This window comes from Clostridium amylolyticum, from assembly GCF_900142075.1.
Lineage (GTDB): Bacteria > Bacillota > Clostridia > Clostridiales > Clostridiaceae > Clostridium_AA > Clostridium_AA amylolyticum.
In genome coordinates, this window is sequence record NZ_FQZO01000016.1 from 15,447 (window position 1) to 32,847 (window position 17,401).

Below are 17,401 nucleotides of genomic sequence, written 5' to 3' on the forward strand. Positions count from 1 at the left end.
TTACCTCTCTTTACAATTGTATATGAGTTTTGATGAATATATGGATTGTTCTTTTTTCTCAGTACTATCCATAGGTTTTTGTAAATCTTTTGCTTTATCCTTATTAACTTGGACATTTACATTGGAAGTGATATCTTCATTAACTTTAATATTTACATTGGTTTTTATATCCTCTGTATCTGTAGTAAGGTTCTTAGTTATTACTCCTGTATTATTAAATCTAAAATAGGTTTTTGCTTTTTGTGGAGAATTATTGGAGAATAATAATTTTACATCTATTTTTGAGTGATCTTTAAGATAATTAATTATTTTTTGGAGCCTTTGTATATAAACTATATAGATATTATCTTTTATAACATCTCTTATGGACAATTTATCAAAAGTCCATAAATCATATTCATTTTCATTGATTATTGAAAGGCAGGCAAAGTGAAAACATATAAGCTTATAGTCTTCGATGTACACTTCATTGCCCTTGACATATATATTGTAATTATTATTGTAAATACTGTTCCATGGTGCTGCATCCACACCTAGATTTTCACAAATATAAACATCTTTAAAAAGCTGAGGAATTTTATCTAGATATTTTTGATCTCCAAATCTTTCGCGTTCAGGTTCAGCGGTGATATAACACCATTCTAAACATCTTTGACACCACCATTTAACAGCATTTAATCCATCCTTAGCAGTATTAAAACCTACAAATCCTGCTTGATAGTAGCCATATAATTTATGCACCCATTCTAAGTCCCTTTGAGGGCATAGCAATATTGAGTTAGATAATAGTAAATTAAAGATGGGTGTGGGATCAGAGAAGAAAAATATGTCACCATCACAATATATCAATGCTTGGACAGAGTAATTATCTAATATATGCTTTACTATAAAAGGTTTTAGTGTCCAACAGTATTCATTTTTCTTTCTTAACTTTTTAGCATTTAATAAATCAGTAGTTTCGATTTCCTTTACTTTAAATAAAGTGACATCTCCTAAGTTTAAGCCTTTAACTATAGAGTATATATCCTCATCCAAGCAGCATATCCACAGATGAAAGTTAGGACACTTTTCTCTTAAAGAAGAGTATAAGGCTAAGACTTTTAAAGTATACTCTTTGCTTCCTAAAGTACAAAAATTACATCTGCTTTCTTGTGAAGATGAAACTGGTGTATTCTCAATTTTAATAAACTCATTCATATTCATAATAGTTTATTTCCTCCCCAAGATTTGTTTGCTTCCAGTAAATCTTTATAAGTATCTACAGCAAGCCAAAACCCATGGTGTTCATATACAGCTAGTTCACCTAAGGAAGCAAGGGTATTTAATGGTTCTTCTTCAAATATGCAACTATCCTCATCTTTTAAATAATTGAAAACTTTTCTATTTAACACAAAAAAACCACCGTTTATTATGCCTATAGCGGAGCTTTTTTCTCTAAAGTTTGTAGCTATTCCTTGCTTTATTTCCATAACGCCATATTGGCTATTCTTTAAAATTCCAGTAACTGTAGCTATTCTACCTTTTTCCTTATGATATTTTACAAGGGAGTTTATATTTATATCCGAAAGACCATCTCCATAAGTTAGCATGAAGTCATCTTGTGTAATATATTTTTCAATTTTCTTAATCCTAGCACCGGTCATGGTATTTATTCCTGTATCCACAAGGGTTACCTTCCAGTCTTCAAAATTTTTATGCAATTTTCTTTCGCCCTTTGAATAATCTAATGTGAAATCGGAGTTTTTCCACTCATAGTTATAAAAGTATTCTTTTATCATATCTCCACCATAACCTAAAGGGAGAATAAATTCCTTATAACCAAAATTTCTATATATATTTATGATGTGCCAGATGAGAGGCTTACCATTAACCAATGCTAAAGGCTTTGGTAAGGTGTCATTTTCGCTTCTCAGCCTGGAACCTTTACCACCGCATAATATTATAACTTGCATCTCTTTCTCTCCTCATTTGAATATAGTAAAAAGTAAGTTTATATAAATATTTTATGTACATTCTTGTAGAGTGGTTACAGTAAAGTACAATTTAACTTTATTAAGTTGTAAATTCGACACTTATATTAATTTGGAATTTAGAATTGAGAATTTAGAATTAAGGAAAAAATTCCTGGCAGAATTTTAAGGAATTATATGTAAACTCTTGAGAGAATTTAAGTTAAAAAAGCAAGTCTTTTTTGTTTTTTAATTATATTTTAAAAAGGTGATTTATCACTTTATCAATGTAAAATGATGAAGCTAAAAAGGGTAATAAATAAAAGAAAATATTAGTTGCAAATGATTTCATTAATGAATTTTCTGAGAATTTGAATATTTGAATAATTGCAAATATCATTTTTAGGACTTATAATAAACAAAAATCTTGTTAACAATATATTAATAGAAGTTTGTTATTGTTAATAAAGTACATTAAAAAACTGGCTATATTTAATATATAATCAATAAAAGCTTAAAGATATTAAACAAAATAATTGTTGTATAAAAAATTGCTGTTTATAAATGGGGCTTAAATTGCAATTTTTATATTATAAATTTCATTTGGAAGTACTTATATCAAAATTATTTAACTTTAGAAAAAGGGGGTTATTATTATGAAGAAAAAAATCCTTGCAATGATGTTATCACTAGTAGTGGTTTCTTCTTTAGCACTTACTGCTTGTGGGAAAAATTCATCTAGTACTAATGGAGACAAAAAATCTACACCAAAGACCTTGGTGTATGCACAAGGAGCTGATCCCAGAGGATTAGATCCGGCTTTTGTAGATGACGGGGAATCGGCAAAGGTTATTGTAAATGTATATGAAGGGCTTATTAAGTATAAAGAAGGTTCTACAGAATTAGAGCCTGGTCTTGCTAAGAGCTGGGAAATTAGCAGTGATGGTAAGGAATATACTTTTAAACTTAGAGAAGGAGTCAAGTTCCATGATGGAACACCTTTTAATGCAGATGCTGCAAAAATTAATATAGAAAGACAGCTTCCTCCTAAAGCAACAGAGGATATGCCTTATGCTTCCTTTACTTTTGGAGAAGTAGAAAAAGTAGAAAAAGTAGATGACTATACTGTAAAAATAAAATTAAAGAAGCCTTATACTCCTTTCCTTGCTAATCTAGCTATGTCTTTAGCAGCGCCAATGGTTAGTCCGGCTGCTTTAGAAAAAAATAATGGAAATTTAAATGAAAATCCTGTGGGCACAGGACCTTTTAAATTTGTATCTTGGAAAAAAGGAGAATCTATTACTTTAGAAAAGAACAATGAATATTGGGGAGATAAAGCTAAGCTGGACAAGGTAGTGTTTAAGTTTACTAAGGAAAACTCTGTAAGAGCCAGTGAACTTATGACTGGTGCTACAGATATTATGGATGGGGTAGATCCTAACGATGTTCAGAAGCTTAAAGACAATAAGATTAATGTTATTACTGAAAATGGTATGAACATTAATTACATGGCCTTTAATACTGAAAGAGCACCTTTTAACGACCCTAGGCTGAGAGAAGCAATTAGTTATGCTATAAACAGAGATGAACTTGTAAAGTTCCTTTATCAAGGATTTGCTGAGGTAGCAAAAGCTCCCCTTCCAAGCTTTATACCTGGACATAACGATAAGGTGAAATCCATTGAGTATAATCCTGAAAAAGCAAAGCAACTTCTAAAAGAGGCAGGAAAAGAAAATCTTTCTGTAAAGATAATAACTTATTCTAATCCAAGACCTTACAATCCTGTAAATGGACAAAAGCTTGCTGAAGCGGTTCAGAATTACTTAAGCAAAGTAGGAGTTAAAGCTACTATAGATGTTTATCAGTGGAAGGAATATAAGGAAAAAACCAAGCAAGGAGAAGGGGACATACTCTTCTATGGTTGGACAGGTGATAATGGTGATGCGGACAACTTTATGTCACTATTTGATTCTAAGGAGATTAAATCCTCATTGAATGTATCTAAATACAATAATCCAGAAGTGGATAAATTGCTTTCAAAAGCAAGACAAACACCTAATGGAGATGAAAGAAATAATATATACAAAGAAATGCAGGATGTAATTGCAAAAGATGCACCTTGGGTAACTATATCTCATGCTAAGGATATGATAGCTGCTTCACCTAAGGTTAAGAATTTTAAAATACATCCAACAGGAGTGGTTTTCCTTAAAAATGTTGATAAGGAATAAAAAATTAATGATAAATTAAAATAGTGTAAAAGCCCCGTATTATACGGGGTTTTGCACATATTATCAATTGATTTGTATCACACTGGAAATAACATATAACAATATTTAGGGGGGGCTATTAATTTGGGAAAATATATTTTAAAAAGATTATTGCTTTTGATACCAGTGGTAATTGGGGTTTCCATGTTGGTATTCGTGGTAATGCATGTGTTTACCACAGATCCTGCCAGCATAATATTAGGGCAGCATGCTACTACAGAGCAAGTAGAGAAGCTTAGAGAACAGCTTGGGTTAAATAAACCTCTATATGTTCAATATTGGTTATTTATAAAGGCTTTAGTGCAAGGAGATCTGGGTAATTCATTAATAACTAAAACCTCTGTAACTAAAGAACTATTAACTAGGTTTCCAGCTACCATAGAGTTAGCATTGGTAGCCATAATTTTTGCATCTGTTTCTGGAGTATTAATGGGAGTTATTTCAGCTGTAAAGCAAAATTCTATATTAGATTATCTAAGTATGGTTACTTCTTTATTAGGAGTATCTATGCCTATATTCTGGCTAGGGCTCATGTTAATTGTATTTTTCTCAGTGAAACTTCATTGGTTTCCTGTTTCAGGAAGGATAACCATAGGTATGGAACCAACTCATGTAACGGGATTTTACATTTTAGACAGTATTATTACTGGAAATACTGAGGCGTTAATAGCTTCATTGAAGCATTTGATTCTTCCAGCGGTAGCTCTAGGATCTTATTCTACAGCAATTATAGCTAGAATGACCCGTTCTACTATGCTAGAGACCATAGAGCAAGACTATATAAGAACAGCTAGAGCAAAGGGGATATTTGAAAAGGCAGTAATATTAAGCCATGCCTTAAGAAATGCTCTTATACCCATAGCTACAGTAATAGGCTTGCAATTAGGCTCATTATTAGGGGGAGCGGTGCTTACGGAAACCGTGTTTTCTTGGCCAGGCATAGGGAGTTATACCATAGATTCTATATTAAAAGCAGATTATCCTGTGGTACAAGGTGCAGTTATGATGATGGCTACTATATTTGTACTGGTTAATCTTTTTGTAGATATATTATATGGATTTTTAGATCCAAGAATTAAATTTTCTTAAGGAAGGAGGAGCATGTATGGAAACAAATTTAGAATTAAAAGAAGATATACACATTAAGAAAAACAAACAAAGCAAGATAAAGGAAATACTAGAGCTTTTAGCAAGTAATAAAGCAGCCTTAGTAGGGCTTATTATAATAGTTTTACTAACACTTATAGCGGTTTTGGGAAAGTATATTATGCCATACAATCCTTATGAGGGAGAACTTTCACAGAGCCTTCAACCTCCTTCCTCCCTTCATTTATTTGGAACTGATGAACAGGGAAGAGATATATTAAGCAGAATAATAGATGGTACAAAGATATCTCTTAGAGTTGGTGTAACTTCTGTAGCTATTGCTCTTTCTGTGGGAACGGTATTTGGAGCCATTGCTGGGTATTATGGTGGAAAAATAGATATGATTATTATGAGAATAATGGATATAATATTAGCTTTCCCATCGCTTTTATTAGCTATTGCTTTTATGAGTGCTTTAGGTAAAGGAATTGACAAAGCTGTTATTGCCATAAGTATAGTTACCATACCTGAATATGCCCGTATTGTAAGGGGATGCGTTCTTTCTGTTAAGGAAAATGAATATGTTCAGTCAGCTAAGGCTATAGGAAATGGCGATATAGCTATAATATTTAAACATATATTGCCTAATGTTATGTCTCCTATTATAGTACGTGCTACTTTAGGTATATCTACTGCCATATTGGAAACTTCGGCTTTAGGTTTTTTAGGACTAGGAGTACAACCACCTCTTGCTGAATGGGGAAGTATGTTGGGCTCTGGAAGAGGGTATTTTTATAATGCACCACATATAATACTTTTCCCAGGCTTTGCAATTACCCTTACCGTATTGGCATTTAATTTGTTTGGTGATGGTCTTAGAGATGCATTAGATCCAAAACAAAGAAAGTAGAGGTGAGAGGGATGTTACTTCAAGTAAAAAACTTAAAAACAAAATTTAACACTAAAAAAGGTATTATAAACGCTGTAAACGGAGTGGATTTTGATATAGAAAAAGGAGAAGTGGTGGCTGTAGTAGGTGAGTCTGGCAGCGGAAAAAGCGTTACCTCACTTTCTATAATGGGACTGCTTTCAGAGGGAAGAACTTCAGTAGAGGGGGAAATACTCTTTAAATCTGAAAACTTGCTTGCAAAAAGCAAACGAGAGTTTCAAGACATAAGAGGAAATCAAATATCTATGATTTTTCAGGAGCCTATGACTTCATTAAACCCTGTATTTACCATAGGAAGACAAATTAGTGAAGCCCTTATAAGACATGAAAAGCTTACTAAGAAGCAAGCGGAAGAAAAAGCTATAGAAATGCTGGATTTAGTAGGAATACCTTCTCCAGAAAAGAGACTTAAAAATTATCCTCACCAAATGAGCGGAGGTATGAGACAGAGGGTGATGATTGCCATGGCTTTAGCATGTAATCCAGAGCTTTTAATAGCAGATGAACCTACTACAGCTTTGGATGTAACCATACAAGCTCAAATATTGGAGCTTATGATTAATCTAAAGGAAAAACTAGGTACCTCCATATTACTTATCACTCATGATTTGGGAGTAGTTGCTGAAACCGCTGATAGGGTTGTGGTAATGTACTGTGGAAAAGTTGTAGAAAAAGGCACCGTGGATGAAATATTTAATAATCCTCAGCATCCTTATACAAAAGGGCTTTTAAATTCTATACCAAAGGTGGAAGAGAAGGAAGAAAAATTATTTATGATACCTGGTATGGTACCAAATCCTCTAAATCTTCCTTCAGGCTGTGCCTTTAGCGATAGATGCAGCTATTGCAAGGATATTTGCAAAGTAAAGGAGCCATCTCTCATAGCTTCAAAGGATAGAGAAGTTAGATGCTTCTTGTATTCAGAAAAGGAAGGAGCATAATATTTATGGAAGCTTTAATGGAAATCAAAAATTTGAAAAAGTATTTTCCAGTAAAATCTGAAGGTTTTTTTAAGGAGAAAAGTTATTTAAAAGCTGTGGATGATGTGAGTTTTAATATATATAAAGGAGAAACGCTAGGACTTGTAGGGGAGTCAGGTTGTGGAAAGTCCACCACTGGTAGAATGCTAGTTAACCTTTTAGAACCTAGCTCAGGAAAGATATTATTTGAAGGTAAAGCTTTATCAGAGATGAAGCATAAAAATAGAAAAGAATTAAGTAAAAAGATACAAATAATATTTCAAGACCCATATGCATCTTTAAATCCAAGAATGACTATAGGAGATATAATAGCTGAGCCAATGAGGGTTAACAAAATAGCATCGGGAGAAGAGTTAGATAAAAAGGTTAATAAGCTTTTAGATTATGTAGGACTAGCATCCTACCATAAGGATAGATACCCTCACGAGTTTAGTGGAGGTCAAAGACAAAGAGTAGGAATAGCCAGGGCATTATCTGTAAATCCAAAGCTTATAGTTTGCGATGAGCCGGTATCCGCCTTAGATGTTTCTATCCAAGCTCAAGTTTTGAATCTTTTATATGATCTTCAAAAGGAATTTAATTTAACATATCTTTTCATAGCCCATGGATTAAATGTAGTAAAACACATTAGCACTAGAGTAGGGGTTATGTACTTAGGAAAGATAGTAGAAATAGGGGATGTGGACACCATCTATAAAAATCCAAAACACCCCTACACTAAAGCGCTTCTATCTGCCATTCCAGTGCCAAAGCCAGGAGCTAAAAAGGATAGAATAATATTAACCGGTGATGTCCCAAGTCCTATCAATCCTCCTACTGGCTGCAGGTTCCATACAAGATGTTCAAAATGTATGGAAGTGTGCAGTAAGAAAGAGCCGGAATTAATTGAAATTCAAGAGGGACAGAGGGTGGCATGCCATTTATATAATTGAGAATTGTTAATTAATTGAGAATTGAGAATTGAGAATTTAAAATGAAGGAAAAAATTCCTGACGGAATTTTGGAGAATTTATGTATAAACTCTCAGAGAGAGTTTAGGGGGCAAAAAAGGAAACCTGTTGGGTTTCCTTTTTTGAACGTCTATACCTTTTTCACCAATAATAAACAGTGATTGCTTATACCTAAAATATCTTTATCTCTACAGCTTGTTAAAAGATAATAAAGCCATTGGGAGTGTTCAGTGTCATTCATTTTATCTACATAATTTCTTACAAGAGGAGTTATTCCATCTGTGGCTACATGGTCAACTATTTGAATATTGTAATTACTAATAAAGGATTCCATTTCACTAGGTGTTGTAAAGAAGGCATCAGTCCAAAAACATTCATTTTCACCTTCGCTAATTACCCCAGTATTTAAAATTTTATCTATAAATCCTTTATTTAAATACTTACTATCCCTTAACATAACGCTATTTAAGATATAGTGCTTATTAATATATGAAATGGCTAAAATTCCATCTTTTTTTAATACTCTTAAACATTCTTCAATACATTTATTTCTTAAGGATACTTCAGTAAGATGATACATTGGCCCCATACAAGTTACCACATCAAAACTTTCGGACTCATATCTGCTTAAATCAGTTGCATCAACAACCTCTGCATATAAATTAACTTTTTTATCTCTCATGGATAATTTTTCTTTAATAATCTCAACATGATTTGGTGTCAAATCTGTAGCAACAACTTCATTTCCTTTATCAGCATAATAAAATGAATATACTCCAGTACCAGCTCCAACCTCCAGGATTTTATGTTCCTTTCTTATATACTTATCCAAAGTAGAAGTAGTAATTATAAATTCAATTTTTCTAGCATTAGTAGATGTAATTCTATTATCTTCATCATGATGTTCATAATATTTAATAACATTCAGCAATTCTTCTTCCCCCTTTTTAAAACTATAAATTATTTTTTCATCATATGATATAACTGTACAGTATAGTTTGTAATTAATTAAAAACATTATTTCATATTAATTCCATAATATCAATAATATTCTTGTATCTGACAAAATTATATTTATTCATTGACAATAGATATACTTTGGAGTAAAATATTCCTAATTTAAAGACTATGAAGAGGAAGAGTAGATAGGTTACTGTTCACAGAGAGAGAAACCCATTGGCTGAAAGGTTTCTTGGAAAAGTTTTATTGAAAACCACCTCTGAGTTGAGTACTGAAATTAAGTAAGTATAGTCCGTATATCTGCGTTAAAGATGTTAAGTGATAGAAGTATTAAGATGCTTTGCTTCTATAATTTGGGTGGAACCGCGATTATAATCGTCCCTTTTTAGGGGCGTTTTTTATTTTTTAAGGAGGGTATTTTATGTTAAAGGTAGTATTAAAAGACGGCTCTGTAATTGATTCTAATGAACAAGAGGGGCTAAGAGCATTAAGGCATACAGCAGCTCACATTTTGGCTCAGGCAGTAAAAAGGTTATATCCTAACGCTAAGTTAACCATAGGTCCTGCTATAGATACAGGATTCTATTATGATTTTGATATGGAAGAAACTTTGACAGCAGATGTTTTAAAAAACATTGAAGAAGAAATGAAAAAAATAGTGAAAGAGGATTTGCGTTTAGAAAGATCTGTGCTTTCTAGAGAAGAAGCATTAAAGTTAGTAGAAGAAAAAGGAGAAAGTTATAAAGTAGAACTTATTAATGATTTGCCTGAAGATGAAGAGATTACTTTCTTTACACAGGGAGAGTTTACTGACTTATGCGCTGGTCCACATGTTTTGAGAACTTCAAAGGTGAAGGCCTTTAAACTTTTATCTGTGGCAGGAGCCTATTGGAGGGGCAGCGAAAAAAATAAGATGCTTCAAAGGGTATATGGAACAGCTTTTGACAAGAAAAGCAAACTTGATGAATATTTAAACATGCTTGAAGAAGCAAAGAAGAGAGACCATAGAAAACTTGGCAAAGAGTTAAAATTATTTACTTTAATGAATGAAGGACCTGGATTTCCATTCTTTCTTCCTAATGGTGTGATTTTAAAAAATAAGTTAATCGAGTATTGGAGAGAACTGCATAATGAGTATGGTTATGTAGAGATTGAAACACCTATGATATTAAATAGAGAGCTGTGGGAAACTTCTGGTCACTGGTTTCATTATAAAGAAAATATGTACACAGTTAATATAGATGAAGAAGAATATGCAATAAAGCCTATGAACTGTCCAGGGGGGATGCTGGTATACAAAACAGAAACTCACTCTTACAGAGACTTGCCTATAAGAGCTGCTGAGCTTGGAAGAGTTCATAGACATGAGCTTTCTGGAGCCTTACATGGACTTATGAGAGTAAGAGCTTTTACTCAGGATGATGCTCATATATTTATGTTACCAGAGCAGATAAAGGATGAGATAAAAGGCGTAATAAAGCTTATAGATGAAGTATATGGAACCTTTGGTTTTAAATATAAGGTAGAACTTTCCACAAGACCAGAAAACTCCATGGGCAGCGATGAAGAATGGCAATTAGCAGAAAATGCTCTTCAAGGGGCTTTGGAAGAAATTAATATGGACTTTAAGGTTAACCAAGGGGATGGAGCTTTCTATGGACCTAAGATAGATTTTCATCTAGAAGACAGCCTTGGCAGAACATGGCAGTGTGGAACTATCCAATTAGACTTCCAGCTTCCTCAAAGATTTGATTTAAATTATATTGGAAGTGATGGTGAAAAGCACAGACCTATAGTTATACACAGAGTAGTATTTGGAAGTATAGAAAGATTTATTGGTATATTAATAGAACACTATGCAGGAAAATTCCCTACATGGCTATCACCTGTTCAAGTTAAAGTGCTGCCAATATCAGAGCAGTTTAATGAATATGCTAAAGAGGTGCTAAGCGCTTTAAAAGCAAATAATATAAGGGCTAATTTAGATGAAAGAGCAGAAAAAATAGGCTATAAAATTAGAGAAGCTAGAAACGAAAGGATACCATATATTATAGTGGTAGGGGAAAAGGAGCAGACTAGCAAGACTATATCTCTTAGAAGTAGAGAAAATGGAGATGAGGGAAGCTGTTCATTAGATGAATTTATCTCCAGAATAAAAAAGGAAATAGATGAGATGTAGAAAATAACATTATTAAGTTTTTAATGTTATAGGTAATACATCTTATGATAGTTTGAAATATGATAACTCTCAAAGGGTAAGATTAAGCTCTTTGAGAGTTTTTGTATATGAAGGCTAAATATGATTGTTAAACTTAAGAGATGTTTAATTATACAACTCAGATAGTTACAAAGAGCAATAGGTATAAGTTTAACTTGAAAAGTCAGTTACAAATAATATAAAATAAGGTAAATCAAGTTATGTTTTAAATAGCTGCTTTGTGACCTTTTTGTATATAGCAAATAAATTAAACTGTTAGATTTAATCAGAGAGAAGTATGGTAAAATTAAATTTTATACAAGCTTTGAGCCTGAAAATTTAGTTGCCGGGAAATTATATGAAAATTTGGGATTTAAGAAAACCGGGGAGATAATGTGGGAAGAAGAGGTAATGGTGATTCAAATATAGTCCATGAAAGAGAGTGAGTTACATGATAAATAAATGTTTTGTTCCATTTCCTAAATTAGAAACGGAAAGGTTGCTTCTTAGACAGGTTGTGGACAAAGATCTAGAACAATTATATGAAATACTAAGTGATGCTGAAGTAGCAAAATTTGATTATTTTTACCCAGTAACATCAAAGCTAGAAGCATTAAAATTTGTAGAAAGATATAATGAGGAATTGAAAGAAAATGAGGAAATTACTTGGGGAATTATATTAAAGGAAAGCAATAAATTAATAGGAATATGTTGTTTAGGAGATTTTGATGAAGGAGCTAGAAGGACAGAAATTGGCTATGATATTGCCCAGGCACAATGGGGTAATGGATATGCAACAGAAGCAATAAAAGCAGTAATAGATTACGGATTTAATACTATGAATTTAAATAGGATTGAAGCTACAATAACACCAGGAAATAATGCATCTGTAAATGTACTTAGAAAGCTAAATTTTATTCAAGAGGGAATAGTTAGAGAAAGAGATTTAATAAAGGGAAAACTGGAAGATGGAATAATTATGTCAATTCTCAAGAGAGACTATGTAAAAAATCAGGTGTAAGTTTATGGTTAGTGATAAGAACATATTACACCAAATTTAATAAGCATAAGGAGGGGTAAATTGGAGGTTAAAGTGGTTTTAGCTAATGATGAAAATTCTAACATTATTAAAAACATATATCCATTGTATTTGCATGATTTGTCGGAGCATTATGGTAATACTCCTAATGAATATGGAATATATGAAGATGAACCTATGAAAACATTAATAGAACAATATGATGTTCAAAATATATGGTTTGAAAAGCCTGATATATTGTTTCCATATATTATAATGGTTGATGAAAAGCCAGCGGGTTTCATGCTAATTGCAACAGCACCATATGCACCCAAAACTACTGATTATTATGTTAATGAATTCTTTTTATTAAGACCGTATAGAGGTAAAGATATAGGAGAAATAGCAGCTAAGTTGGTATTTAATAAATTTTTAGGAAGATGGGAATTGTATACAAACTCAATGTCAACAAATCTAAAAGGTCAAAAATTTTGGACGAAGACTGTAAGCAATTATACAAATAATAATTATAATAAATCTGTAGGACAAACTTTTCATGGAGAAAGATTAATATTCAGATTTAATAATAGTAAAATAAATAATATATAAGAATGCTTTGCAGAGGATGTCTTTTTTGATAAATTTGTTGAATTACAAGAAAATTTAGAAAAGCAAGATTATAGAAACTTTAGAACACAGATATTTTTTCATTGCAGTAAAATAATTATTTTATTAGCTATTTGTAACTATAAACAAGGGTAGTTCTTAATTATATAAGGACTACCCTTAATATTTTTTGCTATTAGAATTAATATAGTTATTACCTAAAAAATAAATTAGGTAATAATTTCAGTTTGTCACTTTTCACGTGCCTGGCACCACTAAAATTAAAATGTAAATTAATAATATTAATTAATATATAAATAAATATTAATATTTTTAAAATACATATTGATTTTGTAAAAAGTTAATTATATAATATAAACATAAGAGGAGGTGAATGGATGGCTTACAAGATTATAACAAAGTGTCCAGTATGTGGTTCGAATTTAAAGATTACAAGATTAAGGTGTTCTAAATGCAGTACTGTTATTGAAAATGAATTTGAACTTTCAAAGTTCGCTTATCTTAGTAAGGAGCAGTTAGAGTTTACTGAAGTATTTATGAGATGCAGAGGTAGTATTAAGGATGTGGAAAAAGAGCTTGGCATATCATATCCTACTGTAAGGGCAAAATTGGATGAGGTGGTAGCATCTCTTGGATATAAAGTTGATAAAAAATCAACAATTAGTAGTTCGGAAGTTATAGACAAACTTGAAAAAGGTGATATTTCTGCTGAAGAGGCATTAAATTTATTAAAAGAATAATTAATGGAGGGTTAAAGAGATGAAAGAAGAAATACAAAGAGTTTTAAAAATGTTGGAAGAGGGTAAAATTGATGCAGAAAAAGCTGCAGAGTTTATAGATTTACTAAAGAGCAATGATAAGTCTGCTGCAGCTAAAGAAGTATCTCCAGAATATCTAAATAAGATGCTCAAGGTAAATATATCTGAGCAGGGTGGAGATAAGGTGAATGTAAAGGTTCCTATAAAGTTTATAAAGGCTTTAGGGGGAGCGGTAACCAAAATACCAGGAGTGGAAATGCAGGGCGTAGATATAAAGGTGATTATGGATGCCATAGATGAAGGCTTAGATGGGAAAATAGTAGATATCAGTTCTGAAAATGGGGACATAGTTGAAATTGTTATTGAATAACTTCTTAGGTAAAGTTTATAAATAGTGGAAAGGCAGATAGAAGATATATGAGAATTTATATTAAGGATGAAGGAAAAACCTTTTGGATACCAGCTCCTTTATGGGTATTAAAAATTGCCACAGGAAGGTTTGCAAGGAGTATGGCTCTTAAGTATACACCCGAAGAACAGAGAAAGTATGTTGAAGCCATAGACTTTAAGGAACTTAGTAAAGCTATTAACATCTTACGTCAATATAAAGGTCTAGAAATCGTTAATATAGAATCTAAAGATGGTTCCAAAGTAAATATAAGAATATGATAGTTATATAATTTATGGGGATGTGGTTATATGGAAATAGCTGTAGAAGCTAAAGAGGTAAAAAAGATTTTTGTAACAAAGAAGAAAAAATTCTTAAGAACTGTAGAGAAAAAAGAGTTTAAGGCTGTAGATGATATAAGCTTTAATATAAATAAAGGGGAAATATTTGGTCTCCTTGGTCCCAATGGGGCTGGGAAAACCACCACTATAAAGATGCTCACTGGTCTTTTAAGACCCACCAGTGGAAGTATTAAGGTAATGGGAAAAGACGTAGACAAAGAGCCTATGGAGGCTTTAAAAAATATAGGTACTGTGCTGGCAGGGGATAGAAGTATATATTGGAAGCTTACTGCTAGAGAAAATCTAGAGTACTTTGCAGCGCTTTATGGGTGTAATAAGAAGGAAGCAGCTAGAAGAACCACAGAAATATTAGATAGATTGGAGCTTACTGATAAAGCGGATGAATTGGTAGAAAAGTTTTCTACAGGGATGAAGCAAAAAGTAGCCCTAGGGAAAGCCCTAATACCTAATGCTCCAGTGGTGCTTCTAGATGAGCCAACCCTTGGGTTAGATCCTCAATCTGCATTAAATTTAAGAGATATAATTCTAGATATAAAAAAAGAAGGAAGAACCGTACTTTTAACCACTCACTACATGGAAGAAGCAGACTTCTTATGTGATAGGATAGCTATCATAGATGGAGGAAAGATTATCGCCTTAGATACTCCAGAAAACTTAAAGAAGAGCATGAATGAAGTTAAGTCTATTAAAATTCAATTAAGTAATATCACTGATAACTTAGTTAATGAACTAAGTAAAATAAATAATGTTAAAAGCGTAATAAGCAATTATGATATTGAAAATAGAAATTATACCCTTACCATACACCATACCAATGGAGATACTTTAATACAAAGTGTATTGGACTGCATTTCTTTAAACAAAGCAAAGGTGCTAAATGTAAATGTTATCGAGCCTTCCTTGGAAGATGTGTTTATTAATCTTACAGGGAAGAGTCTTAGAGAGTAGGTGGTAAAGTATGCAGAGATTTCGAACAATACATGCTGTATTTAAGAAAGAGCTCACCCAGCTTATGAGATATCCCACCTGGATTATACAGCTTTTAATATGGCCGCTGATATTTCCACTTATGTATATCATGAGTGCTTTAGGTATGGCAGGTCCTGATAAAAGCGGCTTTTCAGTGTTCGAGGCGGCCACAGGTACTAAAAATTTCATTGCTTATATAGTAGTAGGAACCACCATTTGGATGAGTGTAAATATGATTATGTGGGGATATGGTACCTTTTTAAGAGAAGAGCAGATGAGAGGGACCTTAGAATCCAATTGGCTTTGCCCTATAAATAAATTTGATTATTTAGTAGGAGGAGGAATACTTCAGCTGCTTATGTCCTTCGTCACCGCTGCCATTGGAATAATTGAGTATAAATATTTGTATGGCATAGAATTCACCGGAAATCCTATTTATTGGATTATGGTATATTTAATAATGATTCCTGGTGTATACGGGGTGGGCATGTTGTTTGCCAGTGTTATTCTATGGGCTAAGGAGGCTAATGCTGCAGTAAACGTGGTTAGAGGAATTCTTATGATAGTATGCGGAATAACTTTTCCAGTGAGTGTAACACCTCTTTGGCTGCAAAATATTGCAAAGTTTATCCCCTTTACCTATGGCATCGCAATGTCCAGGCAGATTATGGTCAACGGAGAAAGCTTCAAAAGCGCAGGTTTTAATATTTTCATGTGCTTATTACAAGGGATTATCCTCCTTATTTTAGGGCGCTTAGCATTTTTAAGTACTGAGAGAAAAGTTAAGCAGTCAGGCTCTTTGGAGAGATTTTAATGGAAGGTATGAGGTGAGGGTATGAATATAAAGAAAACCTTAATAGTTTTTAGGGCTAGATTTTTAATAAGCATGAAAATATATTTTAGATATCCCATAAATGTTATAATGACACTCTTTGATCCTTTAATGTGGATTGCACCCTTCTACTTTATGGGTAAAGCCTTTTCAGACAATGGGAATATGCCGGGCTTTAGCAAGTATATGGGAAATTCGGATTTCGTAGGTTTTATAGTGTTAGGCTATATAATTACTTGCTATGTATCTACAGTTTTTTGGGCTATGGGCTTTTCGTTAAAAGAAGAGATGAGACAAGGAGTATTAGAATCTAATTGGAGTGCTCCGGTAAATAGGGTTACTCTTATGATAAGTAAATGTTTATTTCAATTTTGTGCAGCTACCTTTGAGGTACTAATCACCAGCATAGTATGCCACTTTGCTTTTGGTTTCACAGTTAATGCAAATGTTTTAAAGGCCTTAGCCTTTCTAATTCCGGGATTAATAGGCATGCTGGGGCTTGGACTTATTATAGGTTCACTGGTTCTCCTAGCTAAAGAAGCCAATGGAATTATTGATATGACAAGCTCCCTGGTATCAGGATTTTCCGGCAGCTTCTTCCCAGTAAAGGTTATGCCTAAAGGCTTCTTATTTATCTCACTGATGCTTCCCTTAACCTATATATACGACAGCACCAGAAGCATACTAATAAACCAAGAAAGCCTATTTCCTCTAAAAACAGAATTTATCATCATAATAATATCTATGATAGCCTTCTGTGCCTTAGGCAATTGGATATTTATGAGGGTGGAAAGAAGATGTAGAAGCCTCGGAATACTAGGAACACATTGATAATTGAGAATTTAGAATTTAGAATTTAGAATGAAGGAAAAAATTCCTGGCGGAATTTTGAAAAATTATATGTAAACTCTTTTTAAGAGTTTATGGGTGCAAAAAAGGAAACCTAACAGGTTTCCTTTTTGCATTTCACTTATTTTTAAGTTTTTCTGACGCTTTTTCAGAAAAACTATCCTCGGATGGACCCCTTCAAATGGGACTTTATATTCGAATTACTAACTTACTCTTAAAATTGCTATCTTTTAGATTATAGAACCCATAAGGAGTTC

The 17,401-nt window shown here is 32.8% G+C and carries 17 protein-coding genes and 1 other annotated feature; of the genes, 14 read left to right on the forward strand and 3 right to left on the reverse strand.

Annotation, left to right across the window (positions count from 1 at the left end):
- Positions 1-1,203: a hypothetical protein gene (locus BUA82_RS20025; protein WP_073012886.1), complete on the reverse strand. Its 1,203-nt coding sequence runs from the start codon at positions 1,201-1,203 to the stop codon at positions 1-3.
- Positions 1,200-1,952, reverse strand: coding sequence for a sugar phosphate nucleotidyltransferase (locus BUA82_RS20030; protein ID WP_073012889.1), 753 nt, complete (start codon positions 1,950-1,952; stop codon positions 1,200-1,202). The genes BUA82_RS20025 and BUA82_RS20030 overlap by 4 nt, the downstream gene beginning before the upstream one ends.
- A gap of 653 nt (positions 1,953-2,605) precedes the next feature.
- On the opposite strand from BUA82_RS20030, the gene BUA82_RS20035 reads away from it, so the two are divergent.
- The 5 genes from BUA82_RS20035 (at position 2,606) to BUA82_RS20055 (ending at position 8,166) form a co-directional block, all read left to right on the forward strand.
- Positions 2,606-4,180: an ABC transporter substrate-binding protein gene (locus tag BUA82_RS20035; protein WP_073012892.1), complete on the forward strand. Its 1,575-nt coding sequence runs from the start codon at positions 2,606-2,608 to the stop codon at positions 4,178-4,180.
- 123 nt (positions 4,181-4,303) lie between these two features.
- A complete protein-coding gene (locus BUA82_RS20040; RefSeq protein WP_073012895.1) occupies positions 4,304-5,308 on the forward strand; it encodes an ABC transporter permease in 1,005 nt (334 codons plus the stop codon).
- Positions 5,309-5,324: 16 nt separating this feature from the next.
- A complete protein-coding gene (nikC, locus tag BUA82_RS20045) occupies positions 5,325-6,215 on the forward strand; it encodes a nickel transporter permease (RefSeq protein WP_073012898.1) in 891 nt (296 codons plus the stop codon).
- An 11-nt stretch (positions 6,216-6,226) separates the two neighbouring features.
- Positions 6,227-7,195, forward strand: a complete 969-nt coding sequence (locus BUA82_RS20050) for an ABC transporter ATP-binding protein (protein WP_073012901.1) — start codon at positions 6,227-6,229, stop codon at positions 7,193-7,195.
- A gap of 5 nt (positions 7,196-7,200) precedes the next feature.
- Entirely contained in the window at positions 7,201-8,166 is a 966-nt protein-coding gene (locus tag BUA82_RS20055) for an ABC transporter ATP-binding protein (protein WP_073012939.1), read from the forward strand.
- Positions 8,167-8,314: 148 nt separating this feature from the next.
- Here BUA82_RS20055 and BUA82_RS20060 read toward each other — a convergent pair whose 3' ends face one another.
- Positions 8,315-9,115 (reverse strand): class I SAM-dependent methyltransferase, encoded by an 801-nt coding sequence (locus tag BUA82_RS20060; RefSeq protein ID WP_073012904.1) that lies wholly within the window; start codon positions 9,113-9,115, stop codon positions 8,315-8,317.
- 188 nt (positions 9,116-9,303) lie between these two features.
- Positions 9,304-9,530 (forward strand) — a binding site (T-box leader).
- Positions 9,531-9,565: 35 nt separating this feature from the next.
- Between BUA82_RS20060 and thrS the strand changes: the two genes are divergently transcribed.
- The 9 genes from thrS (at position 9,566) to BUA82_RS20105 (ending at position 17,126) form a co-directional block, all read left to right on the forward strand.
- Positions 9,566-11,323 (forward strand): threonine--tRNA ligase, encoded by a 1,758-nt coding sequence (gene thrS, locus BUA82_RS20065; RefSeq protein ID WP_073012907.1) that lies wholly within the window; start codon positions 9,566-9,568, stop codon positions 11,321-11,323.
- A gap of 469 nt (positions 11,324-11,792) precedes the next feature.
- Positions 11,793-12,362, forward strand: coding sequence for a GNAT family N-acetyltransferase (locus BUA82_RS20070; protein ID WP_073012910.1), 570 nt, complete (start codon positions 11,793-11,795; stop codon positions 12,360-12,362).
- Between the two features lie 60 nt (positions 12,363-12,422).
- Entirely contained in the window at positions 12,423-12,968 is a 546-nt protein-coding gene (locus BUA82_RS20075; RefSeq protein WP_073012913.1) for a GNAT family N-acetyltransferase, read from the forward strand.
- Between the two features lie 395 nt (positions 12,969-13,363).
- On the forward strand, positions 13,364-13,726 hold the full coding sequence (locus BUA82_RS20080; RefSeq protein WP_073012916.1) for a DUF2089 domain-containing protein: 363 nt from the start codon (positions 13,364-13,366) through the stop codon (positions 13,724-13,726).
- A gap of 19 nt (positions 13,727-13,745) precedes the next feature.
- Positions 13,746-14,114, forward strand: a complete 369-nt coding sequence (locus BUA82_RS20085) for an SHOCT-like domain-containing protein (RefSeq protein WP_073012919.1) — start codon at positions 13,746-13,748, stop codon at positions 14,112-14,114.
- A gap of 47 nt (positions 14,115-14,161) precedes the next feature.
- A complete protein-coding gene (locus BUA82_RS20090) occupies positions 14,162-14,413 on the forward strand; it encodes a hypothetical protein (protein WP_073012922.1) in 252 nt (83 codons plus the stop codon).
- 30 nt (positions 14,414-14,443) lie between these two features.
- Positions 14,444-15,442, forward strand: a complete 999-nt coding sequence (locus tag BUA82_RS20095; RefSeq protein WP_073012926.1) for an ABC transporter ATP-binding protein — start codon at positions 14,444-14,446, stop codon at positions 15,440-15,442.
- A gap of 10 nt (positions 15,443-15,452) precedes the next feature.
- Entirely contained in the window at positions 15,453-16,277 is an 825-nt protein-coding gene (locus BUA82_RS20100; protein ID WP_073012929.1) for an ABC transporter permease, read from the forward strand.
- Between the two features lie 21 nt (positions 16,278-16,298).
- Entirely contained in the window at positions 16,299-17,126 is an 828-nt protein-coding gene (locus BUA82_RS20105; protein ID WP_073012932.1) for an ABC transporter permease, read from the forward strand.
- The last annotated feature ends 275 nt before the right edge of the window (positions 17,127-17,401 follow it).

Excerpts from the sequence above, each read along its gene's own strand:
- BUA82_RS20025 (WP_073012886.1), bottom strand. The coding sequence starts at position 1,203 with ATGAATATGAATGAGTTTATTAAAATTGAGAATACACCAGTTTCATCT.
- BUA82_RS20030 (WP_073012889.1), bottom strand. The coding sequence starts at position 1,952 with ATGCAAGTTATAATATTATGCGGTGGTAAAGGTTCCAGGCTGAGAAGC.
- BUA82_RS20035 (WP_073012892.1), top strand. The coding sequence starts at position 2,606 with ATGAAGAAAAAAATCCTTGCAATGATGTTATCACTAGTAGTGGTTTCT.
- nikC (WP_073012898.1), top strand. The coding sequence starts at position 5,325 with ATGGAAACAAATTTAGAATTAAAAGAAGATATACACATTAAGAAAAAC.
- BUA82_RS20050 (WP_073012901.1), top strand. The coding sequence starts at position 6,227 with ATGTTACTTCAAGTAAAAAACTTAAAAACAAAATTTAACACTAAAAAA.
- BUA82_RS20055 (WP_073012939.1), top strand. The coding sequence starts at position 7,201 with ATGGAAGCTTTAATGGAAATCAAAAATTTGAAAAAGTATTTTCCAGTA.
- thrS (WP_073012907.1), top strand. The coding sequence starts at position 9,566 with ATGTTAAAGGTAGTATTAAAAGACGGCTCTGTAATTGATTCTAATGAA.
- BUA82_RS20070 (WP_073012910.1), top strand. The coding sequence starts at position 11,793 with ATGATAAATAAATGTTTTGTTCCATTTCCTAAATTAGAAACGGAAAGG.
- BUA82_RS20080 (WP_073012916.1), top strand. The coding sequence starts at position 13,364 with ATGGCTTACAAGATTATAACAAAGTGTCCAGTATGTGGTTCGAATTTA.
- BUA82_RS20085 (WP_073012919.1), top strand. The coding sequence starts at position 13,746 with ATGAAAGAAGAAATACAAAGAGTTTTAAAAATGTTGGAAGAGGGTAAA.
- BUA82_RS20090 (WP_073012922.1), top strand. The coding sequence starts at position 14,162 with ATGAGAATTTATATTAAGGATGAAGGAAAAACCTTTTGGATACCAGCT.
- BUA82_RS20095 (WP_073012926.1), top strand. The coding sequence starts at position 14,444 with ATGGAAATAGCTGTAGAAGCTAAAGAGGTAAAAAAGATTTTTGTAACA.
- BUA82_RS20100 (WP_073012929.1), top strand. The coding sequence starts at position 15,453 with ATGCAGAGATTTCGAACAATACATGCTGTATTTAAGAAAGAGCTCACC.
- BUA82_RS20105 (WP_073012932.1), top strand. The coding sequence starts at position 16,299 with ATGAATATAAAGAAAACCTTAATAGTTTTTAGGGCTAGATTTTTAATA.